Here is a 25,410-nt window from a genome sequence, read left to right on the forward strand (position 1 = left end):
CCCTGTTTTCTTTCCATCCGTTTTCTGCTACAATCTAAACCAAACCAAAATTCGTAGAACAACGGCAGAATGGAGATTATAATGAATAAAAATAGTCGTTTAAAGCAAATAGAACTGGCTCTCAATCTGTACGGCTCTGTAGACGTCTGTTCCCTAAGCACGGATTTAGGGACTTCTGAAATGACCATTCGCAGAGACCTTGCGACTCTTGCCGATCAGGGGAAAGCAATCCGCATCCATGGCGGCGCCATCCTTCCCACAGAGCACTACATAAACGGGATCAACATGGATTCCCGGTCCACGCTCCACATAAACGAGAAGAAAGCCATTGCTCAGGAGGCTGTGAAATATATACGCTCCGGCGACAATATTTTCATTGATGACAGCTCTACAGTCTCAGTCATTGCTGATTTTATCCCTCATAATCAGCAGCTGATTATCACTACAACTTCCATGAAAACCACTCTGCGCTTTAATGAGTTTCCGAATATTGATGTGATATGTCTTGGCGGAAAGGTAAGTAAATCCACACAGTCAGCTACTGGTCCTATTACCACCGACCTGATCAGCACCATGCACTTTAAAACTGCCTTTTTAGGAATCCCGTGTATCTCTGAAAACGGTATTCTATCGACCAGCTCTTTTGACGAATACAGCATCAAAAAAGCAGTGATTGCCCATTCTTCACAAGTCATCCTGCTGGCAGACAGTTCAAAAATCCGCACGCCTCAATATTTGAGTCTGGCTGATTCCAAAGACTTATCCCGGATTATCACAGACTGCAATGCGCCAAAATCTTTTGTGGAACACTGTCATAACCATAATATCCCTCTGTCTGTTGTTCCTTTTTAGTTTGTTTATGTTTTGATTATAACATTTTTATTTTTAAATTCAATGCAAATTTTGTATATTATAGCCAATAATTCTGTAAATTTAGCAGTATAATTATATAATTTGTATAATTCTTGTGTGATTTTTTATTTATTTTATAATACATTTTCATTTTTAAAGGACGTCAATGTTTATTCAAACATTTTCGATCATATTTTTCTACAAACAGAAATGTACATTTGCGCAGAAACACCGCTGCGCCAACAGTCATCTTCTTTCTCGCGCAGTGTTTCTCTAACAGAGGCTTTCCTGCCACAGAAAGCATTGTTCCTATAACAGCAAAGAAAACAGGCATTTCATCCCTTAAACGGCAGTCCTCTCTGTGGTATACACTCCCGTAGTCCTGATATTTCATAACAAAAAACGCCGGTTCCACTCCGGCGCCTCAAAAAAATCAAACAAGCTCTGCTGTATCTTTTCCTGGATCAAATAAACAAAAAACAGGCCCACCCCAGCACCCCCTCCAGGAGCATTTCTCCGCTCCCGCCGCGATGCCAGGCCAGGCCTGTTTCCCATTTACATCAAATTCACATCACATTTATCACATTTCTATCCGCACAAATCGCGCAAATCACGCAAACCGCACATATCTCCCAACGCCGCCTACTGTCCCGGAATCACCGGCACTGCATCCTTGGGAACGGGGCAGTAATAGCCGCCCTTGGTCTTTTTCTCAAACTCTGCCTTCGCTGCCTTAAGCACCTCCGGTTTCTCGTACAGGTCCATGGCAGCAGCAGCCAGCACCTTTCCGGCGGTGATCACGCTCTTGTGGCCGATGGAGGTATGGCCGCAGGATACGTTCTGCCAGCTGTGTCCCGGAGATTGGGACACGAAGGAGGAAACATTGATCTGGGCGGTGGGGGTGAGCCAGCTCACGTCGCCCACGTCCGTAGATCCGGCCCGCTGCCGGTCGCTGTAGTGATAGGGGATCAGGAAATCGTTCATGGCTCTCGTGCCGTGCTCCGATTTCTCATCCACAAACTGGGCGATGGCCTCGTCCTCGTCACAGGCCGAACCCGGCAGGCTGTCGGACTTCACCTCGATGGACGCCATCAGCTTTTTCGCGTAATCCATCTCCTCATCGGTGTATGTGGGGACGCCCACCTCGTTAAAGTTGTCCCACAAAAGCTGCTCTAAGGCCCGGTTGGGAACGGTGTTGGAACAGCCGTCGATAAACTGCTGGCGCACCTCCGTCTCCGTCATCATAGCCGCGGCCTGGGCGATTTTGTCCACCCGGGCCTGGAGAGCCAGGGCGTCCTTCGCCAGCTTGGAGCGCACCATGTAGAGCACTCTGGCATGGGGCTGCACCACGTTGGGGGAATTTCCGCCGGCGTCGGTGATGGCGTAGTGAATCCTGGCGGAATCCGGCATATGCTCTCTCAAAAACTGCACGCCCATGTTCATAATCTCCACCGCGTCCAGGGCGGACCGGCCAAATTCCGGAGCGCCGGAAGCGTGGGAGGCGATTCCCTTGAAAATGTACTCCGTCTGAATGCAGGTGTTGCAGGTTCCGCTGGTCACCTGGTTCACATCAGACGGATGCCAGGTGAGGGCGGCATCCAGCTCTTTCCAAACGCCGTCTCTGGCCATAAACGCCTTGGAGGCGCCGCCTTCCTCGCCGGGGCAGCCGTAAAAAATCACGGTGCCGTGGCCTTCTCCCTGTTTCTCCAGGTACTTCTTTACGGCAAACGCGGCCGCCATGGAACCGGCGCCCAGCATATTGTGGCCGCAGCCGTGGCCGCAGCCGTCCTTTACCAGCTCCTCCCGCTCTGTAGCCCCCGCCTTCTGGGAAAGGCCGGACAGGGCGTCATACTCTGCCAGAATGCCGATCACCGGCTTTCCGGAGCCGTAAGAGGCCTTAAAAGCCGTCTCAATGCCCGCCACCGGCGTTTCCACCTGGAACCCTTCTTCCTTTAACACCTGGCAATACAGTTTCGCGGACTGAAACTCCATGAGGGACAGCTCCGCGTACTCCCATACCTTGTCGGATACGTTTGTAATTACGTCCTTCTTCTCGTCAATGTAATCCAGACATTCCTTTTTTATCGTTTCCATACCTCTCCTCCCGGCGCCCTAGTAGAGCACCTTACCAAGAAATTCCTTCGTTCTCGGATTCTGGGGATTGCCGAAAATTTCCTCCGGCGTGCCCTTTTCCGCGATGATTCCGCCGTCCATAAAGAATACCCGGTCGGAAACCTCTCTGGCAAAGCCCATCTCATGGGTCACGATCACCGTGGTCATACCGGTCTTTACCAACTCCTTAATAACGGCCAGCACCTCGCCTACCATCTCCGGATCCAGGGCGGAAGTAGGCTCGTCAAAAAGCATCACGTCCGGCTCCATCGCCAGAGCGCGGACAATGGCCAGACGCTGTTTCTGACCGCCGGAAAGGCGCTTGGGGTACTCGTCGATCTTGTCTAACAGGCCCACGCGGTTTAACAGGTCTTTCGCCATCTCGTCCGCGTCCTTCTGGGACTTTTTGCCCAAAAGCACAGGAGCCATGGTGATGTTCTTTCCCACAGTCATGTTAGGGAATACGTTAAAATGCTGGAACACCATTCCCATCTTCTGGCGGTGCACATTGATGTCCACCTTCTTGTCGGTGATGTCCACCCCTTCAAAATAAATCTTTCCCTCGTCCGGGATCTCCAACAGGTTTAAACACCGCAGAAACGTACTCTTTCCGCCGCCGGACGGGCCAATCACGGACACCACCTCTCCCTGGGTGATGTGCTCCGTCACGCCCTTTAACACGTGAAGGTCTCCAAACCGTTTATGTAAATTTTCTACTTTCAGCAGTTCCATATCAGTCACCTGCGCTCATCCTCCTTTCCATGGCCAGCACGCACTTGGACAGGCCAAAGGTCACCACAAAGTAAATCACGCCCACAATGATCAGCGGCTCAATCGTCAGATAGAGGGCGCCGGAGATGGTCTTATACTGGGTCATCAGCTCTCCCACAAAGAAGGTGGATGCCAGGGAAGTCTCCTTGATCATGGTTACAAACTCGTTGCACAGGGCCGGAAGAATGTTTTTCACGGCCTGGGGCAGCACCACGTGGATCATGGCCTGACGGCTGTTTAAGCCCAGGCTGCGGGCCGCCTCCGTCTGTCCCTTATCCACCGCCTGGATGCCGGCGCGGATGATCTCAGAAACGTAGGCCGCGGAGTTTAAGCACAGGGCGATGGTAATACACGTAAATTTGCTGGGCTCCCAGAAATACAGAAGGTCTGGCAGCAGGAAGTAGAAAAAGTACAGCTGCAGCAGCAGAGGCGTGCCGCGGACGATTTCCACAAAAATGCCCACAATCGCCGACAGGGGGCGTACATTTCCCACCTTCCACTTGCTCATTCTCATCAGAGACATGAAAAAGCCGATCACGCAGCCGGCCAGCACGGTAATCAGGCTTAACAGCAGCGTAAATTCAAGACCGGTCAGGAACAGGTTCCAATACCCGTTCCAGACCTTCACAATATTATTGATCACGGAAATTTCCTCCTTTTACCGCTCTTACGGACTACTGGGTGGACAGTCCCAGGGCGTTGGCCTGCTCTACGGCCTCATCCCACCACTGCTTGTAAAGTCCCTGCTCCATCACGTCGTCGATGATCTTGTTGACCTCCGCCAGCAGCTCATCCTGGCCCTTGGTGACAGCGGCCACGTTTCCGCTGGATTCGTAGTCAAAATAGAAATCTGCCATGGCAAGCTCCGGATAGTTCTGCACGTAGGACTCACCTACAGCGTCCGCCACAGCCAGAGCGTCGATCTTTCCGGTGGTCAGCATCATAATTCCGTCGTTGATATTGGTCAGGGTTTCCATCTGGGTGTCATCCGGCAGCTGCTCTGTCACCAGGTTCTGCTGTAAGGCGCCGTTCTGGGCTCCCACCTTCTTGCCGGCGAAATCCTCTGCTGTCTGGTACTGGCTGGCATACTCCTTCAGAACCAGCAGGCCCTGATCCTTGCCGTCGGAGCTCTCCGCCTTATAGTAATTGGAAAGGCCCATGTTCTCCTCCCTGGCCGGGGTTTTCGCGAATCCGGAAAGGGCAATGTCCACCTTGCCGGTACTGATCGCTGCCTCTACAGCGGAGAAATCCATGGCCTCAATCTGCAGCTCCACTCCCAGCTGCTCCGCGATATATTTTCCAAGCTCGATCTCGCTGCCCAGGTATACGGTCTCGCCGGTGCTCACATCCTGGAACTCATAGGGGGCAAAATCCGGGCTGGTCGCCATCACCAGCACGCCCTTTTCCTTGATCATCTCCAGCTTGTTTTCTTCCTTTTTGCCGCAGCCAACCGCTGCCGCGAACACCAATCCCATCATTCCTATCACAAATGCCTTTTTCATATAAATCCTCCTCACAAGCGCAGTCGCGCGTTCCATTTTCTTTTATACACTATACTGTATAATTATGTGTTTGTAAATAGCTATAGTATCTAATTATATTTTGTATTTTCAATATTAAATTAGTAAAACTGCTGTATTTTACTGATTTTTTTGTTTTGAGGCTCAATATTTATACGTTTTAAATGTATATATTTACATACATTCCGGAAAATCTGCCTTGTATTTGCCCTGATTATCCATTAGAATAGAAAAGATGAGTACAAAGGAGGCGTTTCCATGGACCTAAGGCAGTTGGAATATATTATCAAAATCGCAGATGAAAACAGCATCACCAAGGCGGCAGAACGCCTCTATATCACTCAGTCCGGCCTGAACCAGCAGCTTTTAAAGCTAGAGGCGGAGCTGGGGATCCAGCTGTTCCACCGGTCCAAGAATGACTTCCGGCTGACGGAGGCAGGACACATCTATGTATCCTACGCCAGAAAAATCCTGCAGCTCAAGCAGGAGGCCTACAACATTTTAAACGATATGGCCGACAATAAAATCGGCACTCTGCGGGTGGGACTGACGCCGGAGCGGGGAATTCCCATGTTTATGGACATTTACCCCGCCTTCTACGCCAAGTACCCCAACATTACCATCGAGCCGCTGGAGGTGGGCGTCAAGGAGCAGCTCTCCCGCATTTCCAAAGGGTATCTGGATCTGGGTTTCGTCACCATCACCGAGCGGGACCGCAATACGTATGAGTATATTCACGTACTGTCGGAGGATCTGGTGTTAGCCATCCCCAGGAGCCATCCCATGGCGTCACTGGCTGCCGCCCCCGGAGAGCCCTACACGGAGATCAGTCTGGACTATTTCAAAAAGGACCGTTTTGTACTGATGACCAGGGGATCTACCATGAGAAACCTGATCAATCCCCTGTTCAAGGCCGCCGGCTATTCTCCGAACGTGCTGTTTGAATCCGCCAGCAACTTTACCCTCCGCTCCATTGTAAAACGGAGGATCGGCTGCACCATTCTTCCCGCCATTTACGCCTGTCCCGACGACGAGATCGCCTATTTTTACCTGCCGTCCCGCCCTTCCTGGGAGCTGTCGGCAGTGTATAAGAAGGGATCCTACCAGATGCGGGCGGCCAGGGATTTTATCCAGCTGGCGCAGGAGTATTGGCAGCTGCATCCTTACATATAATCTGAAAATGACCTTACGGCACCCGAAAAGCGCGGGCTGCCAGGCGCACACCGCGCAAAAAGGCGCTGCACAGCGGAACCCCCACTGGCAGCGCCTTTTTTGTCTCTTTTTATTTTGTCCTGCTTATTTCTTTTTGCCCAGCACACGGATCAGGTACAGGAACAGATTCACGTAATCCAGATACAGATCCAGCGCCGCGAAAATAGAGGCCTTTGCCGCCATATCCGGCTGCCTGGAGTACATCTGGTAATATGCCTTGATTTTCTTCGTGTCGTAAGCGGTGATCACCAGGAACAGGAAAATTCCCAGGGCGCAGATGGCCGTCTCAAACTGACTCAGGTTGATAAACATAGACAGCACCCAGAAGGCCGCCAGGAATATCAGGCCGGCCAGCATAAAGGGACGGAGCTTGCTGAAATCCGCGTTTGTCATATAGCCCAGCACCGCCATAATTCCGAAGAACAGGGACGTAGCCCCGAACACAAATACCAGGCTGACCAGGTCATAGACCAAAAACAGGGTGGAGAACACGATCCCGTTTAACGCCGCGTACAGGAAAAACATGGCTTTCGCCGTCCCCACAGACATCTTCTCCAGCCGCGCGGACAGATAGATCACCACGCCCAGCTCCGCCAGCAGCAGAATCATGGGGAAGTAGGGGATCAAAAACAGATAAAACACGTAGCCTGTCAGATACCCGAACATAGATATGGCAAATGTCATCAGCAGCCCGGCAAACATCCAGCCAAAGGTCTTTGCCGTGTACCGTCCCATGGACTCCGCAGTGTAGCTTCCCGCCGCTGAATAGAACTCATTTCTGTTAAGATTCATAACCATTCCTCCTTTTTTCAGAATATTATCCTTACTATACCACATATGATCTGAAAATACAAATGATTTAAACGTGGGGATGGCGGCCCGTGTCTTCCGCCGGGGGCGTTTTCGTCACAGGGGACGCCGTTTCCTATGATATAGAAAAGAAAAAGCCTGCGGTCCGCCGGGGGCCACAGGCTTCTTGTCCTGAAATTACTCGCAGGTGTAGGGCATCAGGGACAGATGACGTGCTCTCTTGATCGCAACCGTCAGAGCTCTCTGGTGCTTTGCGCAGTTTCCGGTGATTCTTCTGGGAAGGATTTTTCCTCTCTCGGAAACGTATCTCTTTAATTTATTTACATCCTTGTAATCAATGACGCCGTTCTTCTCGCCGCAGAAAACACAAACTTTTTTTCTTCTGCGCATTCCGCCTCTTCTCACCTTAGAACCATCAGCCTTATCATTCTTATTGAAAGCCATTTTGCGTTACCTCCTATAATATTTAGTTAAACGGAAGACCCTCGTCCTCCACTCCGTCAGGAATGTTCATAAATCCATCGCCGATTGCGCTGGCAGGAGCCGGTCTCTCGGCCGGTGCGGCAGCCGGACGGTATCCGCCCATGTCTGCGGCAGCTCCCTTGCTGTCTGCGAACTCCTGATCGTCTACGATTACTTCTGTGGTATAAACCTTCTGACCGTCTCTGTTGGTATAGCTGCCGGTCTGGATCCTGCCGGAAATCAGCACGCGCATTCCCTGGCGGAAATACCGCTCCGCAAACTCTCCTGCGCGGTCAAAGGCCACGCACGGAATGAAATCTGCCGTCTGCTCCGCGCCGTCCTGGCTCTGGCTCCTGCGTCCTCTCCTGTCCACTGCCAGCGTGTATCTGGCGATGGCCATGGAACGCTCTCCCTGGGAGTATCTCACTTCCGGGTCTCTCGTCAGCCTTCCCATCAAGATTACTCTATTCATACGATCACTCTTTCTTATCTATTACGCATCCTGTCTAACGCATAAGTATCTGATAACCGGCTCCATGATGCGAACGTGTGCTTCCACCTCGTTCGGGCATACGGAATCGCCATCAAACTGGATGAAATAGTAGTAAGCCTCTTTCATCTTCTGGATCTCGTAGGCCAGTCTCTTTTTGCCCCACTCGTCCACGTTGGTAACGGTGCCGCCGAAACGGGTGATGTAGCCCTTTACCTTCTCGATCGCGGCTGCTCTTTCTTCATCCTCAAGTTTAGCGCTCAGAACAACTGCTAACTCATACTTGTTCATCTTTCTTTACCTCCTTGTGGTCTCTGGCCCCTGCTTTCAGTACAGGAGCAAGGATTAATGGTTGTCACGGGTTACTATCATACCAGAAAAGCCCCTTGAAATCAAGGGGTTTTCCTGCTTTTTTTTTGCCTATTTTCCAAGCTTTTGCGGCCCGTTTTCGGGTATTTCCTCCGGTTTCCTCAAACCTCTGGTGCTTTTTTCCACTAACGGCCTGGCCATCATCACCTGGTGGCCGCAGCCAGTGCACTCCAGGCGGAAATCGGCGCCCACCCGCAGGATTTTCCACTCGTGGCTCCCGCAGGGATGGGGTTTTTTCAGTTTTACAATATCTCCCACTTCATATTTTAAACGTTCTCCCATACTCTCCCTCCAAATGGTTCCTCTCACCTAACTTCTGCCGTCCGGAAACAGTTTCCCGTCCGGCTGGTCCCGTCAGCCGCAGGCCTGACTTAAGACCTCTCCGATTTTTCCGTTGATCACCAGGTCGGCGCTCCCGTCTAAGGGCGTGGCGTCCCGGTTGATCAGCACCAGTTTCTTTCCCCGGTAGTAGTCCACCAGGCCAGCCGCCGGATAGACCGTCAGGGACGTGCCTCCCACAATCAGCACATCCGCCTGGCTGATGTAGGCTACGGCCTTATTTAAGGTATCCATGTCCAGCCCTTCCTCGTAGAGCACCACGTCCGGCTTGATCATTCCGCCGCAGCTGCAGCGGGGGACGCCGGCCTGGGCCTGGATCGTTTCCAGCCCATAGAATTTGCCGCATCTCATACAGTGATTCCGGCGCACGGAGCCGTGCAGCTCCAGCACCTCCCGGCTCCCCGCATCCTGGTGCAGGCCGTCGATGTTCTGGGTGATCACGGCTTTCAGCTTTCCCTCCCACTCCAGTTTCGCCAGGGCCAGATGGGCCTTATTGGGTTTCGCGTCCGCGGCGATCATTTTATTATGGTAGAAACGAAAAAATTCCTCCGGTTTCTTCATAAAAAACGTGTGGCTTAAGATCTGCTCCGGCGGGTAGTCGTACTGCTGATGGTACAGGCCGTCCTGGCTGCGGAAATCGGGAATCCCGCTCTCCGTGGACACACCGGCCCCGCCGAAAAACACGATATTCTCACTCTCTTTTATCCACTGTTTTAACTGTTCTACTGCTTCCATTCTTGTTCCCCCTTTTCTGCTGGCATCCGGTCTGCCGCCGCCCGGCGGTTTTCCTACACCACTTCATCCAAACAAACGCCCTCAAGCGGGCGGATCCACTGAAACCACTGGGGCATCTCCTCCGCCGGCATCCGGTAGCCAAACAGCCACTGAGCCAGTTCCTCCACGGAGAGGGCCAGGCGGTAGACTCTGTACGCCGGTTCTCCCGCCCTGAAGGCCCAGCCATCCGGCAGTTTTTCCATGGTGGAACTATTTTTGTCCAATATCCACAGGAAATTGCCGTCGTTTTCCGGGATCAGGCGGTCGAAGGCAGTGAGGATCACCTGCATTTGTTCCACCGGGGCGTCCTCCCGAAGGGAAATGGATGCTGCAAACTCCTCCAGGTGGGTGATCCGGGCCATGATGGCCGGGGTTTTCGGTTTGATTTCCTCTGTCACGGTCTCGTCCCCGTAGAGGAAACGCTGCTCCGTCTTTTCCAGGCCCCAGGCGCTTTCCATGGCGGCGATGGCCGTTTCTCCCTCCTCCTGACGGTAAAGAAGGCTCACGGAGCCGTTTTCACTGGCAAGCTCTGCCATGAGGCGGCGGATATAGGCCTCGTCCCGCACCGCCAGCACCTCAAAGCGCTGTTCTAAAAACCTCTGCTGCCAGCGGGCGATCTCCCGGATCAGCCGGGGATCAGCTAAAATCTGGGCGGCGGAGTACGTTTCCCGCCGGAGACGGGAGTCTTCGCCGGCCGTTTCCATGTTCCAGCCCCAGTGGGCCTGATCGTAGATAAAACGGAACCCAAAGGGCAGGTAAATGGCCTCTGCCGCCGGCATCAGAAACGTAAAGGGCAGGCGTTCCCGCCGCATATCCTGAAGGAGCGCCGTTAAAATGTCCCGCATATGGCCGCGGTGGCGGCATTCTTCCTTCGTGGCCACCCCCACGATGTAGAACAGGCCGTATTCCCGGCCGCGCACCTGAACGCGGTAGGGATTTAAGTGGGCCATGGAAATGATTTCTCCACTTTCCTCTTTGACCAGAATACGGTTATCCTTTAATTTTTCGCTGAAATAGTAGTCGTCAAATGACCGGGAATCCTCCGGAAAGGCCGCCTCCCAGAGGGCGCGGCTGGTTTCCTTTTCCTCCTGCTTTAAGTATCTCACATTTCACCTCAGGGCATGATCTGTTTTACGCTGTATTTGCGGGCAAAGCCTACGGGATTGTAGGACATTTTAGCTTTTCTTAAGCCTTCCAGGCCGAGATCGTCCTCCCGGTTCACCAGGGCCGCCGTGGGGAAGGCGTGGATCAGGAATTCCCGGTTGATAAACTGGTAGAGGCCGCGCATTTCCGGGTTTGCCTTTTCAATATGGATCACGGCCATGTTTTCCCGCTTGTTAAAGCTGCCGATGGTGAAGGCCTCCAGCTTGTCATCCACGTAGGCGCCGCCCATTTCCACAGGCAGGACGGAACAGTTTTTCAGGATCTCGTGAATGCCCCGCACCTCATAGTCTAAGTGCTCCTCCACGTCCTCGCCCTTCTGGAGCCGCCAGGCGTCCAGGAATTTCCACACGTCGTCCCGATCAGAACAGCAGAGCTTGCGGTATTCCACGCGGCCCTCGTAGGCTTTTACGAAGGCATTGTAGTTATTTTTCTTCTTGTGGAGCTTTTTCCCCGCCAGGGTGCGCAGGGCCTCGCCGTCATAGAGGTAGTCCTTTAAATCCTCCTGCTCCCTCACCTCAAATCTGGCCGGATCCAGGTTCAGCTTTAAGATGGCCTCCTCGTCTGCCAGGTAGATCTGGAACGGCTTTTTTAACTCCTGGTTGAAGTAGTCCACCATTTCATAGAAATAGTGCTCCAGGTCCTCCTCCGCACACAACGGCATGGCGCTGGAGGGCTCTCCGTCCAGTTCCATGAGCCACTGCACCGCCTTGCCGTCGCTGATGGCAAATTTTACCTTGTAGTACTCCCGCCAGAGAAAGCTGTCTAAAAACACGCTGTCACAGGTTTTATTGGGCCTCAGGCCTACAAACGGGGTGATGTTTAAAATGTCTTCGGCTTCTACGGTTTTAAAATTTAAGTTCATTATGGTTCCTTTCGTATGTTCGGTTTGTTTCCCGTTAAATTTGATCATGGGATGATGGTTCTTTTGAGACGCTGTGATCTCATTTTTCATTTTTTGATGAATATTTGGTTCTTATTCATTTTACACCATGGGGCGGGGGAAAATCAATGGGGGAAACGGGTGGGAAGATCAGGAACAATTTTTGTAAATACAAACATTTTACTCCTCGTCCGAACTTGTTCCCACCAATTCGATATACTCCTTCAACTTATTCTGAAGCAGTTTTTTATCAATCAGTTTCAGATTGTATTCGGAAACCATTGTCGGCGACAGGCTGCGGCTGAGAGCGAATTCTACAACCTCATCGTCCTTGCTCGCGCAGAGGATGACACCAACACTCGGATTTTCGTTCTCTTTTTTTACTTCACGGTCAAGCGTTTCCAGATAGAGGTTGATCTTGCCGACATACTCAGGCTTAAACTCTCCGATTTTCAGTTCAAACGCCACAAGACAGGAAAGTCCTCGGTGGTAAAACAGCAAATCAATATAATAATCGTGCTTTCCGACCTGCACACGATATTCTTCCCCGATAAAAGTAAAGTCCTTACCGATTTCAAGAATAAAATTTTTCAGATTTCGTATGATGGATTTTTGTAAATCACGCTCAGAAACTGTCTCCGGCACATCCAGAAAATCAAGCACATATTTATCAAGGAAAACATTTCCTGTGGCTTTTCTGAATTCTTCGATGGCAGGAGCCAATGGTTTCCGCGACAACATATATCTTTCGTAATATCCGCTGTCAATCTGTCTTTCCAGTTCTCTTTTGGAAAGGCGCTCTTTGATACACATATTCATGTAAAATATGCGTTCTTCCATAGACTTACACGCCGACATGATTTTGAGATGGTTCGTCCAACTTAATTGTGTCACCAGTGGTGACACTTTTTCATTGTCTTTGTAAAGTTCGTAAAACTGTTTCATTCGATAAAGACCCCGGCGGTTAAATCCTTTCAGATCAGGATAATTAGCCGCAAAAAAATCAGCAAGTTTCTGGACAAACGCATCTCCATATTCAGCATTTTCGGATTGCCTGCTGATATACTCTCCGACATCACGATACATCAAAATCAGTTCTTCGTTGACTTTACGATATGCACGCTCCTTTGCCGATTCAATAATGTCAACGATTTTTTCAAACTGCTCATTGTAATGTATTAAATCACTCATAAGCTCTTTCCTTTCTGAATATTCGCTTGTTTCCCATCCTGCAGCTCCAATGATTTCAGCAAGCTGCGTCTGTGTCATTCTGTTATCTGTGCACGTTACCCTTGCGGAAACGCAGAAACCGGCCCCGGCGGGTAGCTGCCTCGCCGGGCCGGTTTCTGTAATTTTTCATATTTGATTTATGGCAGTTTTTCAGCGGCCATTAGTCTCTGTATCCATTGGGATTATTGGACTGCCATCTCCAGGCGTCCTGGCACATCTCGTCGATGCCCCGCTCCGCCGTCCAGCCAAGCTCGTTTTTCGCCTTCGTCGCGTCCGCGTAGCAGGTGGCGATGTCTCCGGCCCGTCTGGGCTTGATCACGTAGGGGATGTCGTGGCCCACCGCTTTGGAAAAGGCCTGAATCATCTCCAGCACGCTGTAGCCTCGGCCCGTTCCCAGGTTGTAGATGTAAACGTCCGGCTTGTCGGCAAATTTCTGCAGCGCTTTCACGTGGCCGATGGCCAGATCCATCACGTGGATGTAATCTCTCACGCCAGTGCCGTCGGGGGTGTCGTAGTCGTTTCCAAATACATTTACCTCTTTCAGCTTGCCTACGGCCACCTGGGTGATGTAGGGCGTCAGGTTATTGGGGATGCCGGTGGGATCCTCGCCGATGCGGCCGCTCTCATGGGCGCCCACAGGGTTGAAATACCGCAGCAGGATCACGTTCCACTCCGGATCCGCCACGTGCAGATCGGTGAGCACCTGCTCCAGCATACTCTTGGTCTGGCCGTAGGGGTTGGTGATTTTTCCCTTGGGACAGTCCTCTGTGATGGGGATAAACGCCGGATCGCCGTAAACGGTAGCGGAGGAGCTGAAAATAATCTTCTTCACGCCGTGGCTGCGCATTACGTCGCAGAGCACCAGGGTGCCGGTGATATTGTTGTGATAGTACTCCAGGGGCTTTGCCACGGACTCACCTACAGCCTTTAATCCGGCAAAATGAATGACCGCGTCGATCTTTTCCTGGTCAAATACCCGGTTTAACGCCTCTTTGTCCAGAATGTCGGCCTCATAGAACGCCAGATCCTTTCCCGTCAGCTCTTTCACCCGGTTTAACGCTTCCTCACAGGAATTGCAGAGGTTATCCACCACCACAACCTCATGGCCCTGATTCAGCAGCTCCAGACACGTATGGCTCCCAATGTAGCCGGCGCCTCCTGTAACTAAAATTTTCATATTTTCGCCCTCCTCGTTTGACATTGTGTTACCACTTCAGCCGTTTCCCCTTTTTCAGTTTTCCAGCTTTCCTTTATTATAGCAAGTTTTGGGGGAAAGAAAAAGATAGAATTCTTTTTTGGATGAAGAAGATTTTTCGGTGTCAAACCGTTTTCACCTCTCCTGGGTTCCATCCGTCTTCTCCCCCAGCGCATCCGCCAGCCCCGCGAACTGCTCCAGCGTCAGCGCCTCTCCCCGCACCGTGGGGGATAAGCCCAGGGCCTGGATGGCGGCGGAGATTTCCTCTTTGGAGAAGGAGAGCTCCGCGGAGTTGCTCAAGCCGTTCTGAAGGGTTTTCCGTCGCTGGTTAAAAGAGGCGCGGATGAGGGAAAACATCAGTTTCTCGTCTTTTACCTTCACCGGCATCTCCTGGTGCCTGGTGAGGCGGATGACCGCCGAGCCTACGCCAGGGCGGGGGATAAAGCAGTTGGGGGGGACGTTTGCCACGATGTAGGGCTCCGCGTAATACTGCACCGCCAGAGACAGGGCGCCGTAGTCCTTCGTCCCCGGCCCGGCCTGCATTCGCTCCGCCACCTCTTTCTGCACCATCACCGTAATGTTGTCGATGGGCACCTGGCTCTCAAACAGCCCCATAATAATGGGGGTGGTGATGTAATACGGAAGGTTTGCCACCACTTTGATGGGGCGGCCGCCGTTGTACTCCTCCGCCAGCGCCCGGATGTCCACTTTGAGAATGTCCTCGTTGAGCACCGTCACGTTGTCGTAGGCCTGGAGCGTTTCCTTTAAAATGGGAATCAGATTGGAGTCAATCTCCACAGCCACCACCCGCCCGGCATTTTCCGCCAGATACTGGGTCATGGTGCCGATCCCGGGGCCGATCTCCAGAACCATATCTTCCTTCGTCAGCCCTGCCGCCCGGATGATCCGCTCCAGCACATGGGTGTCCACGAGAAAGTTCTGCCCAAACCGTTTCTGAAACGCAAACCCGTATTTCTGAATAATCTCAATGGTATTTTTCGCAATCCCTAAATTCGCCATTTTTTCCTCCTATTGGTCCCCCAGGCGGTACAGGCGCCTGGCATTCCGGTTGGTAATTTCCACGATCTCCTCCGGCGTCAGGCCCTTGATCTGCGCCAGCTCCTCCACCACATAGGGAAGGTTGAGGGAAGAATTGCGCTTGCCCCGGTAAGGCACCGGCGCCAGATAGGGGCAGTCCGTCTCCAGCACGATCCGCTCTATGGGGGCGTAGGCCGCCACCTCCTTCAGCTTTCTGGCGTTTTTAAAGGTGAGAACGCCTCCGATCCCAATGAAAAATCCCATGTTCAGATATTCTCTCGCCATCTCCACTCCGTAGGAAAAGCAGTGGATCACCCCGCCGATCTCCCCGGCCTTTGCCGCCTTCATCATGTCCAGGGTGTCCTTTGCCGCGTCCCGGCTGTGAATGACCACCGGCAGCCCCACCTCCCTGGCAAGCTCCAGCTGGCGGTCAAACCACTTCTTCTGAACGTCCCTCTCCGGATCATCCCAGTAATAATCCAGCCCGATCTCCCCGATGGCCACCACCTTCGGCTCCGCGGAAACCTGCTTTAGCCACTCCAGTTTTTCCTCGTCAAGCTCTGCCGTCTCGTTGGGATGAACGCCCACAGCCCCGTAGAAAAAGGGCCAGCGGCGCGTCAGCTCCAGCGTCCGTTTTGTGCCGGCAATGCTGGCTCCCACGTTTACCACCGCCTCGATTCCGTGCTCCCGCAGGCTCGCCAGCAGCTCCTCTCTGTCTTCGTCAAATGCCTCATCGTCATAATGAGCGTGTGTATCAAAAATCATGATTTCCTCCAATTCTATTCCACCTTAAAAAGTGTGCACTTGGCACACATTCGCGCCGGAGCGCGGTTTCGTCAGCAGCCATATTCCTCTGCGCGGAGTGCGGCTGCGTCAGCAGCCAGTTTCCATTGCGCGGAGTACGCCTGCCGCCTCCAGTTATTATATCCAAATCGAAAGTGCGTACAGTACGGACAAATGCACCGGGTAAAACCAGTAGGCCCACATTCCCAGCCGCCGCCCCGCCAAACCGTTGTAGCGGTCCGTGAGAGGGATGGAGCAGAGAAAGGGAACGCACATGGCATCGGGGTAAATGGCCACCGCCATCACCGTCTGTCCCAGCCTGCGAAACTCCCGGTTCCAGCGAAACAGGTACAAAAGCGTCACATACAGAACGCCTAAAAACCCGTAATCCGCCCGCAGCCAGAACGCGGCCATGCCGCCGGCCGCCGTGATCGCCGCGCAGAGCAGTTTCCCTTTGCCGTATCGCTCCAAAAGCCACATCACTCCCAGGGCAATCGCCAGAGTAAAAAATACGTTTTGTCCGTCTATGGCGGACATTCTTCCAAAGGCCACCAGATCAAAGGGGATCTCGGAGATAACCGCGAAAAAAATCAGCCTGGACAGATAGCGCCTGCGGTTTTTCGTGTGCAGAAACCCTTCCACCAGCAAGAACCCGTAAATGGGAAACGCCAGGCGCCCCACGGCCCTCATGGCCAGATACAACCCATAAAACTGCTGTCCCAGCCCAAATGCCGGGGATACCAGGCTGATGGCACTGTGATCTATGAACATGGAAACCATGGCAATCATTTTTAGCTGCGTGCCGGTGAGGCCGGGGCGGGCGGAAACGGTTTCTCCGGCGCAAGGCCCGGCTGCGGCGCCGGCAGCCCGCCGTTTCTTCTCCGTCCGTTCTCCTTCTCTCCCGCTTTTTCCCGCCATTTTCGTCTCCTTCTGCCGTTCGCGCCCATTTGGCGCCCTCCGAAATCCAGTTCCGGCGGCTGTATTTCCCTATTATATATAAATTGCGGAGAAATTTCCACTGTAAAACCTTTTTTCAGGGAAAAACCTGTGACAGTTCCGCTATGCAAAAACATATGGCAAAACACTGCTTAGTGAGCAAGCTCTCACGCAGTGTTTTGCCATATGTTTCTATAGGACGGCCGCCGCCGTCCCCATTCTTCTATTTTATCCGCTGTTATCCCTGTTCTTTTCGTTTTGAATCGGGGATCTTTTTCAATTTCCACAGACAAGCCACGATCACAAAGGCCGCCGCTCCCGCCCAGGCCATGGGCTCTGCGAAGAAGATGACGCCGCTGCCCCAGATCCGCGTAAATACCAGCGCGGCCGTCACCCTCATGACAAACTCAATGATGCCGGAAACCATGGGGCCAACTCCATTTCCCAGCCCCTGCAGCACGCTTCGGTATATATGCAGCAGGTACAGGGTAAACAGCAGGCTGCTCATCACCACCAGATAGCGGTAGGCAATGGCCAGCACTTCCGACGCGTTTCCGTCGGAGGAGTCCACAAAGAGCTGCAGGATCGTCCTGCCAGACAGCACCATGAGAACGGCCACGCAGACAGACATTGCCAGGCCGATCAAGGTCGCGCTTTTTACTCCCTTATGGATCCTGTCGCCGTGTCCTGCGCCGTAGTTTTGGGATATGTAGGTGGTTGTGGCAAAGTTCAGGGCGAAGGCCGAGCTTTCCAGCAGCCCGTAGATCTTGTTGGTGGCGGTGAAACCGGCTACGAACAGGATTCCCTGGCTGTTGATGGTGGATTGCAGAATCATCCCGCCGATGGCGATGAGGATATTCTGCAGGGCCAGAGGCAGACCCAGCATACACAGGTCGGCAACCACCCGTCCGTCCCAGCTCCAGTCTTTTGGCTGCATTTTCAGAAAATCCATCTTTTTCAGCACGAAAAAGCAGTATAAAAAGGAAATGAGCTGGGCAATCAGCGTGGCCACAGCGGCCCCCACGATTCCCAGATGGAATCCCAGCACAAACAGCAGGTCCAGCACAATGTTGGTGCTGGCCGCGATTCCCATGGCCACAAGGGGCGTCTTTCCGTCTCCGAAGGCGCGGAGGATGGCCGACACCATATTGTAGGCCATGACAATCAAAGTCCCCGCCAGCATGGTAATTAGATAGGCATAGGCACCGTCAAAAATGTCTTCCGGCGTTTTCAGAACGCGGAGCATAAAACCGGCCGACACCATGCTGATCACAGTCAGGAAAATTCCGGCACCTACACACAAAAACACCGACATTCCCACATCTTTCCGCAGCCTGGCGAAATTCCGTTCCCCGTAGTGGATGGAAATTCGCGTGGCAAAGCCCTGGGTCAGGGCCTGGATCACCCACAAAAACAGCCAGTACGTCCAATCCGTCGCGCCCACAGCCGCCAGGGCTTTTACCCCCACGCCGCGGCCCACGATGATCGCGTCCACGATCATGTACAGCTGCTGTCCCAAATTCCCCAGCAGAAGGGGAAACGCAAAGGAAATCAGCAGCGCCGCCGGTTTCCCTTTTGTCATATCTGTCACTCTGGCCATAGCCTGATTTCTCCTTCTGAATCTTCCAATTTCCGCTCCCGCGGCTGCCTGGTTGGCATTCCGCTGAGACTACTATGATTATATCATTCCTTTTTCTGTTGAAAAGTATTTTCGTGGCCGATATTCTGATATTCTGAAATACGGAGCGTCTTGCGCCTGCGGGCGGAGTGTTTTATGCTGGGAAACGGTGCTTATACTCAGGGAAAAGGCGGCCGCCAAGGAGCCGCAGACATTTTCCGGCAAAAAATTTCTGCCAGGGAACCGCGCTCATCCTCTCAGCAAAAAGTTCCCACCAAGGAAATCTCTCTCATTCCTATGGAATAAATTCCTGTGGGGAGACCGCGCCCATCTCTGCGGCAAAATTCTGCCCGGAACCACTCTCACCTCTACAACAAAAAGCTCCCGCCAGGGAACCGCGCCCGTCCGAGCTCTCCCGAACCAGCCCGGCTCCCCGCCAGGAAATAAAAAGTGTTTTCAGGTTTTTTCCCTTTCCATCCAGCGGCCGGTTACGCCCAATTCCACCGGCCGTAGCGCAGCGTCATTTTTCCGATGAGATCCACCAGTTTCGGTGACATCTGTCCCGGTTTCAGCCGCCATTTCCAGTTCTTTCCCACGGTGGACGGCGTGTTCATCCGGGAACGGTTGGACAGGCCCAAGTAGTCCTGGAGGGGAATGATGCACATTCTGGCCTGGCTGCGCATGGCAAGACTTATGAAGGACAGGTACAGCTTCTTATCCGGAGTGCTGTGATCGCAGAGGTAATCCCTGGCCAGCTCCTGCTCCTCCGGCTGAATGGAGTGGAACCATCCGGAAATGGTCTCGTTGTCGTGGGTGCCTGTGTACACCACGCAGTTTTCCGGATAATTGTGGGGCAGATAATCGCTGGCGCAGCCGGAGTCCCTGGAGTCAAAGGCAAATTCCAGCACCTTCATGCCGGGATACCCCGTATCCCGCACCAGCTGCCGCACAGAGTCTGTCACATAGCCCAGATCCTCGGCGATGATCTCCTTCTCTCCCAGGGCATTTTTCACCGCCTGGAAGAAGGGAAGTCCCGGCCCTTTCTCCCAGTGGCCGTCCACCGCCGTGTCCGCGTCCGCCGGAATGGAGAAATATTCGTCAAAGCCCCGGAAATGGTCGATGCGCACCACATCGTACAGCCGGTAGCAGTGGGCCAGGCGGCTGATCCACCAGCCATACCCTGTCTGTCTGTGGTACTCCCAGTTATAGAGAGGATTTCCCCACAGCTGGCCTGTGGCGGAAAATCCGTCCGGCGGGCAGCCTGCCACCGCCACTGGTTTGCTCTCCCCGTCCAGCTGGAACAAGAAGGGATTGGCCCAGGCGTCGGCGCTGTCCATGGCCACGTAGATGGGAATGTCGCCCACGATGCGGATTCCCTGGCTGTTGGCGTAGGCCTTCAGCTCTGTCCACTGCTCCATAAATTTAAACTGTAAATACTCGTGGAATTCGATGTCGAAGTAAAGCTCCCGCCGGTAGTAATCCATGGCGTTGTCCCACCGCAGACGGATGTCCTCCGCCCACTCATACCAGGCCTTCTGCTCAAACCGGGCCTTCACCGCCATATATAAGGCATAATCCTTCAGCCACCATCCGTTTTCCTCCCGGAAACGGCAGAAATCCGGATTTTCGCTGATATTGCTCCTCTCATAGGCCTTCCGCAGCAGCGGGTAACGGCCTTTGTAGATTTTTGCGTAGTCGATGCTGTCCGCCCTGCTGCCAAAATCTGCCTCCTCACACTCCTCCTCTGTGAGAACGCCCTCCTCCTGCAGCCGCTCCAGGCTGATAAAGTAGGGATTTCCCGCGAAGGTAGAGAAGGACTGGTAGGGCGAATCCCCATAGCTGGTGGGCCCCAGAGGCAGGATCTGCCAATAAGACTGCCCCGCCGCCTTCAGCTGATCCACAAACTCATAAGCTTCCTTTGAAAAACAGCCGATGCCGTACCTGGACGGAAGGCTGGTGATAGGGAGTAAAATCCCGCTCTCTCGTTTCATGATAAATCGTTCTCCTTCCCGGCGCGTTTTGCCATGAATTTCCGGCATATTTTGCCATCCATTTCCGGCTCACTTCGCCGTCAGTTTCTGGCGTACTCCGCCATCAATCCGAAATGATCCGACACCGCCTGCCGGTTTTTGCCGTCAAAAACGGTCCCGGCCCAGGAAATATCCACGCTTTCGGCGCCGCCGTGCCAAATATAGTCAATCCGCATTCCCGATGCCGCCTCGCCGGTTCTCCAGCCGTCGATCTCTCCCGGCACCGTCATTTCACCGCCTTTTCGGGCGGCTGCCTCATACACATCCTCCCAACCGGCGCCGCGGATTAAGTCGTAGCCCTCGCCCCGCACCCCGGCCTGGGAATTGAAATCGCCCATCAGCCACACAGCTCCCGTGTCTTTCAGGGTTTCTGCCGTCCGGGAAAGCCGCTCCCACTGTTTCGTGAACGGCTCCTCCTCGTCCTGCCACCAACCCATGTGCAGACTGAAGAAATGGGCCGCCCCGCCCTCCGTCTGCACCGTGATGCCCAGGGCCTTTCTCGTTTTCCAGTTCGTGTAGTCCCTGGAATCCGTCAAATACTGCCAGAATGCCCGGTCAATGGGCCTGCGGCTAAAGAGGGCCGTTCCCTCATCATATTTTCCATATCCCAGCTTTGCGGGAACCCACGCCCAGTGATAGGGGCAGCCGGCTTTCGCCAGAAGGGATGCCACGCGAAAGCCGTGATTGTCCCGGCGGACGGGCGGAATGGGATGGGGCGGTTCCGCCGAGGCTGGCTGGCCGGCCGGGGATGGGAGAAGATCCCCGGAACCGTCCTTCATTTCCACAGACTCCACATACCCGCTGGCAAGCAGCTCCTCCAGGGGGACTTCCTCCCCGGAAATGCTCTGGTTCACCTCCTGGAGCGCCATAATGTCCGGCTGTTCCTCCAGAATCCCGGCCACAAACGCCTCCAGTTTTCGCTCATACTCCGTTTCTGCCAAACTGTGGGTATTTAAAGTCAAAAGTTTCATCTCCAACCGCCTCCGCGCTTTATAAAAGATCGTTAATATCTGATTTTAACACATCCGCCTTCGGTCCGTAAACCGCCTGGATGCCTCCGTCCTTCTTGATTAAGCCCATGGCGCCCTCTGCCTTCCAGGCTGCCAGGTCTGCCACTTTGTCCATATCCTTGACGGTTACTCTCAGTCTCGTCATGCAGGCGTCCACCAGCACGATATTCTCTCTGCCGCCCAACAGGCCAATGATGCGCTCTGCCTGGCTGCCATTTCCGCCGGCCGTGGCCCCGCTGCTCTGGGGAGCGTCCGCGGACTCGTCGTTTCCGCCCTCATCTGTATAGTTTCCAAGACGTCCCGGCGTAGCGAATTTGAATTTTCCAATCATAAAGTACGCTACCGCGTAGCCGATGACGAAGAATGCCACCACGCAGATCGCGAAGTTGATAATGTCACCTGTCAGACCGGCCTGTACCGACATGGGAAGTCTGGTAAACAGCTCCAGGTTTCCGAAGGAATGAAGACGCAGGTCGATGATTCCGGCCATAGCGAAGGCGCAGCCCTGCAGCACCGCGTATACCAGGTAAAGGGGCATCGCGCAGAACATAAACATGAACTCCAGAGGCTCCGTCACTCCCGTTAAGAACACTGCCAGCACGATGGAAACAAACATGGAACGATAGCTTTTCTTTCTCTCCGGCTCTACTCTCCGGTACATTGCCAGGGCGATGCCAAGGAGCAGGCCCGTAGCGCCGATCATCTGGCCCACCTTAAATCTGGCGGGAGTTACCGTGGTCAGAAGGTTCTGGTAGCCGGCCATATCTCCGGCGTTTTTCAGGTTAATTAAGTCAGTCGCCCATGCAAGCCACAGGGGATCCTGTCCGAATACCTGGGTTCCGGCGTTGGCACCGGTGAGGATCGTGTAGGTTCCGCCAAAGGAGGTGTAGTTCATGGGGATCGTCAGCATATGGTGCAGTCCGAAGGGCAGCAGCAGTCTCTCCAGCGTTCCGTAGATGAACGGCGCCAGTACCGGCGACGTGGAGGAGGAATTGGCGATCCACACACCAAAAGCGTTGATTCCCGTCTGGATCACCGGCCAAACCACAGCCAGCACCAGGGAAATGATCACGGACCAAACGATAACCACCAGGGGCACAAACCGTTTTCCGTTGAAGAATGCCAGGGCATCCGGAAGTTTTCTATAATTATAGTAGCGGTTGTAAACCGTCCCGCCGACAAATCCGGCGATAATTCCCACAAACACACCCATATTCAGGGCCGGAGCGCCAAGCACCGACGTGAAATAGCCGTCTACCTGGATCGCCTGTCCAAACAGGGTGTGGGTGATGGCGCCTTCCGTCTCCAGCATCTCGCTGGTCACGCCAAACACCGAGCCGGTGATCATGTTGATCAGGATAAACGCGATCACTGCCGCAAACGCGCCGCCAGCCCGCTCCTTCGCCCAGGAACCGCCGATGGCCACGGCAAACAGGATGTGAAGGTTATTGATAATCGCCCATCCGATATTCTCCATGGTACTGCCCACAGTGAGAATCATGGACATATCGCCGCCGCTCATCTGCACCAGCTTTCCCAAACTGATCATCAGACCAGCCGCCGGCATTACGGCGATAACCGTCATCAGCACCTTGCCCAGTTTCTGAAGGAAATCGAAATCAATGGGCAGTTTCTTTTTCTTCTTTTCGGAACCTGCGCCGCCGTTTCCAGCCTGGGTGGTCTCCACAGAGCTGGCCGCGGATTTCTTGCCATCGGTTTCCGGTTTCTGCGCCGTCTCATTTTTGGTCTCTGCCGCGGTGTCCATGCCTTCCTGGCAGTTGTCCAGAATGGTGATCAGCTCCGTTTTGCCTGCCTCAACCGGGCCTAAATGAACATTCATCGTCCGGTCTGTCAGCCCTTCACAGATCAGCACCGGCGTGATGGTATTCATGCCGCGGCTCTTTAAATCCTCCACGTCCACTTCCGCCACCAGATCTCCGGCTTTCACCTTGTCGCCCGGCTCCACATGAGCCTTAAAGCACTCCCCTTTCAGAGAAACTGTTTCCAGTCCGAAGTGCACTAAAATTTCCACACCGTCCTCCGTGCGGAATCCATAAGCGTGCAGCGTTGGCGCCACCGACACTACCTCGCCGTCCACCGGGCTGACAATCCGCCCATCTGCCGGCTCAATGGCCGCCCCGTCCCCAATGATCTTCTGGGAAAATACGGGATCCGGAACCTGATCAACCGCAACCGCCGTACCCGTAAGCGGTGACCGAATGACAATCCCTGTGCAACCGTCCTTGGTCTGCTCCTTCATACAATTTCCTCCTTACCTTTTCATCCTTTTTCAGCTTTTCATACCCATCCCGCACATCTCATTCTCAGGTCTGCTCTGCTTTCTGCACCGTTGCGCTGATGGTTTGCATTATTTTGTGCAATCGCTTGCATTAAATATATAGCATCCAGCCGCGAAAAAGCAAGTGTTTTCCTTTATTTTTCTCGTTTTCTACCATTTCAACAAATTATCGACCCCTGTTTTGTGCACTTTTTATCCTATATTTTGTGCAATCGCTTGCATTTACTATGCAAAATCATTTGACAAACGTCCGCAAACTGATTAAACTAGAAGTATAAATTTTTGATTTTTCTTGCGTGAAACGTACGCTTTATGCAATTTTCATTATTTTCGCCGGCGGTCATTTTTACTCCGAACAGCCGGCAGCAAAGGAGGTTTTCCATGCCAGTTACCTTAAAAGACGTGGCCGCCCTGGCGGGCGTGTCCCCCTCCACGGTTTCCCGCACCTGCAAGGATCATCCGTCCATCAGCCGCCAGACGAAGGAGAAGGTCCGTCAGGCTATGGATATTCTGGGATATGAGCCCAATTTTCAGGCAAGCGGCCTGGCCACCCAGAACTCCCGCACCATCGGAATCATTCTTCCTCCGTCGGAATGGGAGGCCTATGAAAACTCTTTCTATCTGGAGGCTATCCGCGGCATCAGCCTGCTGTGCAACGAAAAGCAGTACATCAACACCGTCATCACCGGAAAAAACGAAGACGAGATCCTTCGCGCCGCCAAAACCATGGTGCGCAGCGGCCTGGCAGAGGGATTCATCGTGCTCTATTCCCGCGAAAATGATCCGGTGATCAATTATTTTCACGAGGAGGGAATCCTCTACGTTCTGGTGGGCAAGGCCTACCGCAACGCCAACCAGACCATCTACGTGGACAATGACAACATTCTGGCGGGCAGAGAGGCCACCCAGTACCTCATTTCTCTGGGACATCGCCGGATCGCCTATATAAGTGTGGGCCACTCCCTGCTGTTTGCCGGAGACCGAAAATCCGGCTATTTGCTGGCCCTGGCGGAAAACGGCCTCTCCTCCCCCAAAGGCTACTGCCTGGAGACGGCGTTCCACCCCGGAGTCAGAAACGAGACCGTGGAGGCCCTCTTAAAACGCCCGGACCGCCCCACGGCTATTCTGGTGAGTGATGACATCCTGGCCTCCTGCCTGGAGCGCCTGTGTCTGGAGATGAACCTGTCGGTTCCGAAGGATCTGTCTATCATCTCCTTCAACAACTCCCTGTTCTCCCAGATTTCCAGCCCGCCCCTTACCTCTATGGACGTAAACTCCCTTCAGCTGGGCATTGAGGCCGCCTCCCAGATGATCAGCCATATCGAAAACCCGAACCTGATGGCGACGAAAACCATTGTGCCTCATCATATTGTGGTGAGGGAGAGCTGCGGGCCGGTGGGGGTGGACGGGTAAAAGAATGGATTTTTAGGTGAAGGGGATGAATTGTGGAAAGAGTGAGGCCTCTGGAGATGGGTCCAGAGGCCTTGGAGGTGTAAGATAATTTTGGGGGTGATTT

At 53.4% G+C, this 25,410-nt stretch carries 26 protein-coding genes; 3 read left to right on the forward strand and 23 right to left on the reverse strand.

The genetic code is table 11. The annotated features are described in order from the left end of the window. The first annotated feature begins 81 nt into the window (after positions 1 to 81). The gene (locus tag B5E84_RS05245; protein ID WP_087220252.1) at positions 82 to 852 is read left to right on the forward strand and encodes a DeoR/GlpR family DNA-binding transcription regulator; all 771 of its coding nucleotides are present in this window, start codon (positions 82 to 84) and stop codon (positions 850 to 852) included. Between the two features lie 163 nt (positions 853 to 1,015). Here B5E84_RS05245 and B5E84_RS05250 read toward each other — a convergent pair whose 3' ends face one another. From B5E84_RS05250 to B5E84_RS05270, 5 genes are all read right to left on the reverse strand, one after another. Further along, complete coding sequence (locus B5E84_RS05250; RefSeq protein WP_087220255.1) at positions 1,016 to 1,246, reverse strand: hypothetical protein; 231 nt, start codon at positions 1,244 to 1,246, stop codon at positions 1,016 to 1,018. Between the two features lie 248 nt (positions 1,247 to 1,494). Further along, positions 1,495 to 2,946, reverse strand: a complete 1,452-nt coding sequence (locus B5E84_RS05255) for a M20 family metallopeptidase (RefSeq protein WP_087220258.1) — start codon at positions 2,944 to 2,946, stop codon at positions 1,495 to 1,497. Positions 2,947 to 2,964: 18 nt separating this feature from the next. After that, positions 2,965 to 3,696 carry an amino acid ABC transporter ATP-binding protein gene (locus B5E84_RS05260; RefSeq protein ID WP_087220261.1) on the reverse strand — a complete coding sequence of 244 codons (732 nt, stop codon included), beginning with the start codon at positions 3,694 to 3,696 and terminating at the stop codon, positions 2,965 to 2,967. Position 3,697: 1 nt separating this feature from the next. Continuing rightward, complete coding sequence (locus B5E84_RS05265; RefSeq protein ID WP_087220264.1) at positions 3,698 to 4,378, reverse strand: amino acid ABC transporter permease; 681 nt, start codon at positions 4,376 to 4,378, stop codon at positions 3,698 to 3,700. Between the two features lie 31 nt (positions 4,379 to 4,409). Then, positions 4,410 to 5,237 (reverse strand): transporter substrate-binding domain-containing protein, encoded by an 828-nt coding sequence (locus B5E84_RS05270; protein WP_242963301.1) that lies wholly within the window; start codon positions 5,235 to 5,237, stop codon positions 4,410 to 4,412. 276 nt (positions 5,238 to 5,513) lie between these two features. On the opposite strand from B5E84_RS05270, the gene B5E84_RS05275 reads away from it, so the two are divergent. Further along, complete coding sequence (locus tag B5E84_RS05275) at positions 5,514 to 6,428, forward strand: LysR family transcriptional regulator (protein WP_087220269.1); 915 nt, start codon at positions 5,514 to 5,516, stop codon at positions 6,426 to 6,428. A 123-nt stretch (positions 6,429 to 6,551) separates the two neighbouring features. Here B5E84_RS05275 and B5E84_RS05280 read toward each other — a convergent pair whose 3' ends face one another. From B5E84_RS05280 to B5E84_RS05360, 18 genes are all read right to left on the reverse strand, one after another. Then, a complete protein-coding gene (locus B5E84_RS05280; RefSeq protein ID WP_087220272.1) occupies positions 6,552 to 7,259 on the reverse strand; it encodes a Bax inhibitor-1/YccA family protein in 708 nt (235 codons plus the stop codon). 195 nt (positions 7,260 to 7,454) lie between these two features. Further along, complete coding sequence (gene rpsR / locus B5E84_RS05285; protein WP_087220275.1) at positions 7,455 to 7,721, reverse strand: 30S ribosomal protein S18; 267 nt, start codon at positions 7,719 to 7,721, stop codon at positions 7,455 to 7,457. Between the two features lie 22 nt (positions 7,722 to 7,743). Then, on the reverse strand, positions 7,744 to 8,211 hold the full coding sequence (locus tag B5E84_RS05290; RefSeq protein ID WP_087220278.1) for a single-stranded DNA-binding protein: 468 nt from the start codon (positions 8,209 to 8,211) through the stop codon (positions 7,744 to 7,746). A 21-nt stretch (positions 8,212 to 8,232) separates the two neighbouring features. Further along, positions 8,233 to 8,520 (reverse strand): 30S ribosomal protein S6, encoded by a 288-nt coding sequence (rpsF, locus tag B5E84_RS05295; protein WP_087220281.1) that lies wholly within the window; start codon positions 8,518 to 8,520, stop codon positions 8,233 to 8,235. 129 nt (positions 8,521 to 8,649) lie between these two features. After that, the gene (locus tag B5E84_RS05300) at positions 8,650 to 8,880 is read right to left on the reverse strand and encodes a DUF951 domain-containing protein (RefSeq protein ID WP_087220284.1); all 231 of its coding nucleotides are present in this window, start codon (positions 8,878 to 8,880) and stop codon (positions 8,650 to 8,652) included. A 72-nt stretch (positions 8,881 to 8,952) separates the two neighbouring features. After that, positions 8,953 to 9,672 carry an NAD-dependent protein deacylase gene (locus B5E84_RS05305; protein WP_087220287.1) on the reverse strand — a complete coding sequence of 240 codons (720 nt, stop codon included), beginning with the start codon at positions 9,670 to 9,672 and terminating at the stop codon, positions 8,953 to 8,955. A 53-nt stretch (positions 9,673 to 9,725) separates the two neighbouring features. Beyond that, the gene (locus B5E84_RS05310) at positions 9,726 to 10,817 is read right to left on the reverse strand and encodes a GNAT family N-acetyltransferase (RefSeq protein WP_087220290.1); all 1,092 of its coding nucleotides are present in this window, start codon (positions 10,815 to 10,817) and stop codon (positions 9,726 to 9,728) included. An 8-nt stretch (positions 10,818 to 10,825) separates the two neighbouring features. Next, the gene (locus B5E84_RS05315; protein ID WP_087220410.1) at positions 10,826 to 11,737 is read right to left on the reverse strand and encodes a DUF2156 domain-containing protein; all 912 of its coding nucleotides are present in this window, start codon (positions 11,735 to 11,737) and stop codon (positions 10,826 to 10,828) included. A gap of 198 nt (positions 11,738 to 11,935) precedes the next feature. After that, on the reverse strand, positions 11,936 to 13,024 hold the full coding sequence (locus tag B5E84_RS05320) for a PDDEXK nuclease domain-containing protein (RefSeq protein ID WP_330374177.1): 1,089 nt from the start codon (positions 13,022 to 13,024) through the stop codon (positions 11,936 to 11,938). 121 nt (positions 13,025 to 13,145) lie between these two features. Beyond that, complete coding sequence (gene galE / locus B5E84_RS05325; protein WP_087220297.1) at positions 13,146 to 14,162, reverse strand: UDP-glucose 4-epimerase GalE; 1,017 nt, start codon at positions 14,160 to 14,162, stop codon at positions 13,146 to 13,148. Further along, positions 14,159 to 14,335: a hypothetical protein gene (locus B5E84_RS20575; protein ID WP_162612807.1), complete on the reverse strand. Its 177-nt coding sequence runs from the start codon at positions 14,333 to 14,335 to the stop codon at positions 14,159 to 14,161. Before B5E84_RS20575 ends, galE begins: the two co-directional genes overlap by 4 nt. Next, positions 14,316 to 15,200, reverse strand: a complete 885-nt coding sequence (gene rsmA, locus B5E84_RS05330; RefSeq protein ID WP_087220299.1) for a 16S rRNA (adenine(1518)-N(6)/adenine(1519)-N(6))-dimethyltransferase RsmA — start codon at positions 15,198 to 15,200, stop codon at positions 14,316 to 14,318. The genes B5E84_RS20575 and rsmA overlap by 20 nt, the downstream gene beginning before the upstream one ends. Before the next feature lie 9 nt (positions 15,201 to 15,209). Beyond that, positions 15,210 to 15,983, reverse strand: a complete 774-nt coding sequence (locus B5E84_RS05335) for a TatD family hydrolase (RefSeq protein WP_087220302.1) — start codon at positions 15,981 to 15,983, stop codon at positions 15,210 to 15,212. 156 nt (positions 15,984 to 16,139) lie between these two features. Continuing rightward, positions 16,140 to 16,919: a TraX family protein gene (locus B5E84_RS05340; protein ID WP_087220305.1), complete on the reverse strand. Its 780-nt coding sequence runs from the start codon at positions 16,917 to 16,919 to the stop codon at positions 16,140 to 16,142. Positions 16,920 to 17,175: 256 nt separating this feature from the next. Beyond that, on the reverse strand, positions 17,176 to 18,537 hold the full coding sequence (locus tag B5E84_RS05345; RefSeq protein ID WP_242963302.1) for an MATE family efflux transporter: 1,362 nt from the start codon (positions 18,535 to 18,537) through the stop codon (positions 17,176 to 17,178). A gap of 506 nt (positions 18,538 to 19,043) precedes the next feature. After that, positions 19,044 to 20,546, reverse strand: a complete 1,503-nt coding sequence (gene malQ / locus B5E84_RS05350; protein WP_087220308.1) for a 4-alpha-glucanotransferase — start codon at positions 20,544 to 20,546, stop codon at positions 19,044 to 19,046. Between the two features lie 80 nt (positions 20,547 to 20,626). Next, positions 20,627 to 21,556 (reverse strand): endonuclease/exonuclease/phosphatase family protein, encoded by a 930-nt coding sequence (locus tag B5E84_RS05355; RefSeq protein ID WP_087220311.1) that lies wholly within the window; start codon positions 21,554 to 21,556, stop codon positions 20,627 to 20,629. A 19-nt stretch (positions 21,557 to 21,575) separates the two neighbouring features. Then, positions 21,576 to 23,855 (reverse strand): PTS transporter subunit IIBC, encoded by a 2,280-nt coding sequence (locus B5E84_RS05360; RefSeq protein WP_087220314.1) that lies wholly within the window; start codon positions 23,853 to 23,855, stop codon positions 21,576 to 21,578. 420 nt (positions 23,856 to 24,275) lie between these two features. On the opposite strand from B5E84_RS05360, the gene B5E84_RS05365 reads away from it, so the two are divergent. After that, positions 24,276 to 25,307, forward strand: coding sequence for a LacI family DNA-binding transcriptional regulator (locus tag B5E84_RS05365; RefSeq protein WP_087220317.1), 1,032 nt, complete (start codon positions 24,276 to 24,278; stop codon positions 25,305 to 25,307). The last annotated feature ends 103 nt before the right edge of the window (positions 25,308 to 25,410 follow it).

It is taken from the genome of Lachnoclostridium sp. An14, assembly GCF_002160755.1.
Taxonomy (GTDB): domain Bacteria; phylum Bacillota; class Clostridia; order Lachnospirales; family Lachnospiraceae; genus Lachnoclostridium_A.

Excerpts from the sequence above, each read along its gene's own strand:
- B5E84_RS05245 (WP_087220252.1), top strand. The coding sequence starts at position 82 with ATGAATAAAAATAGTCGTTTAAAGCAAATAGAACTGGCTCTCAATCTG.
- B5E84_RS05290 (WP_087220278.1), bottom strand. The coding sequence starts at position 8,211 with ATGAATAGAGTAATCTTGATGGGAAGGCTGACGAGAGACCCGGAAGTG.
- B5E84_RS05320 (WP_330374177.1), bottom strand. The coding sequence starts at position 13,024 with ATGACACAGACGCAGCTTGCTGAAATCATTGGAGCTGCAGGATGGGAA.
- B5E84_RS05355 (WP_087220311.1), bottom strand. The coding sequence starts at position 21,556 with ATGAAACTTTTGACTTTAAATACCCACAGTTTGGCAGAAACGGAGTAT.
- rsmA (WP_087220299.1), bottom strand. The coding sequence starts at position 15,200 with ATGGCGAATTTAGGGATTGCGAAAAATACCATTGAGATTATTCAGAAA.
- B5E84_RS05260 (WP_087220261.1), bottom strand. The coding sequence starts at position 3,696 with ATGGAACTGCTGAAAGTAGAAAATTTACATAAACGGTTTGGAGACCTT.
- rpsR (WP_087220275.1), bottom strand. The coding sequence starts at position 7,721 with ATGGCTTTCAATAAGAATGATAAGGCTGATGGTTCTAAGGTGAGAAGA.
- B5E84_RS05300 (WP_087220284.1), bottom strand. The coding sequence starts at position 8,880 with ATGGGAGAACGTTTAAAATATGAAGTGGGAGATATTGTAAAACTGAAA.
- B5E84_RS05270 (WP_242963301.1), bottom strand. The coding sequence starts at position 5,237 with ATGAAAAAGGCATTTGTGATAGGAATGATGGGATTGGTGTTCGCGGCA.
- B5E84_RS05305 (WP_087220287.1), bottom strand. The coding sequence starts at position 9,672 with ATGGAAGCAGTAGAACAGTTAAAACAGTGGATAAAAGAGAGTGAGAAT.
- B5E84_RS05315 (WP_087220410.1), bottom strand. The coding sequence starts at position 11,737 with ATGAACTTAAATTTTAAAACCGTAGAAGCCGAAGACATTTTAAACATC.
- B5E84_RS05365 (WP_087220317.1), top strand. The coding sequence starts at position 24,276 with ATGCCAGTTACCTTAAAAGACGTGGCCGCCCTGGCGGGCGTGTCCCCC.
- B5E84_RS05345 (WP_242963302.1), bottom strand. The coding sequence starts at position 18,537 with ATGGCCAGAGTGACAGATATGACAAAAGGGAAACCGGCGGCGCTGCTG.
- B5E84_RS05275 (WP_087220269.1), top strand. The coding sequence starts at position 5,514 with ATGGACCTAAGGCAGTTGGAATATATTATCAAAATCGCAGATGAAAAC.
- malQ (WP_087220308.1), bottom strand. The coding sequence starts at position 20,546 with ATGAAACGAGAGAGCGGGATTTTACTCCCTATCACCAGCCTTCCGTCC.
- rpsF (WP_087220281.1), bottom strand. The coding sequence starts at position 8,520 with ATGAACAAGTATGAGTTAGCAGTTGTTCTGAGCGCTAAACTTGAGGAT.
- B5E84_RS05280 (WP_087220272.1), bottom strand. The coding sequence starts at position 7,259 with ATGAATCTTAACAGAAATGAGTTCTATTCAGCGGCGGGAAGCTACACT.
- B5E84_RS05255 (WP_087220258.1), bottom strand. The coding sequence starts at position 2,946 with ATGGAAACGATAAAAAAGGAATGTCTGGATTACATTGACGAGAAGAAG.
- B5E84_RS20575 (WP_162612807.1), bottom strand. The coding sequence starts at position 14,335 with ATGGAACCCAGGAGAGGTGAAAACGGTTTGACACCGAAAAATCTTCTT.
- B5E84_RS05335 (WP_087220302.1), bottom strand. The coding sequence starts at position 15,983 with ATGATTTTTGATACACACGCTCATTATGACGATGAGGCATTTGACGAA.
- B5E84_RS05340 (WP_087220305.1), bottom strand. The coding sequence starts at position 16,919 with ATGGCGGGAAAAAGCGGGAGAGAAGGAGAACGGACGGAGAAGAAACGG.
- B5E84_RS05360 (WP_087220314.1), bottom strand. The coding sequence starts at position 23,855 with ATGAAGGAGCAGACCAAGGACGGTTGCACAGGGATTGTCATTCGGTCA.
- galE (WP_087220297.1), bottom strand. The coding sequence starts at position 14,162 with ATGAAAATTTTAGTTACAGGAGGCGCCGGCTACATTGGGAGCCATACG.
- B5E84_RS05250 (WP_087220255.1), bottom strand. The coding sequence starts at position 1,246 with ATGAAATATCAGGACTACGGGAGTGTATACCACAGAGAGGACTGCCGT.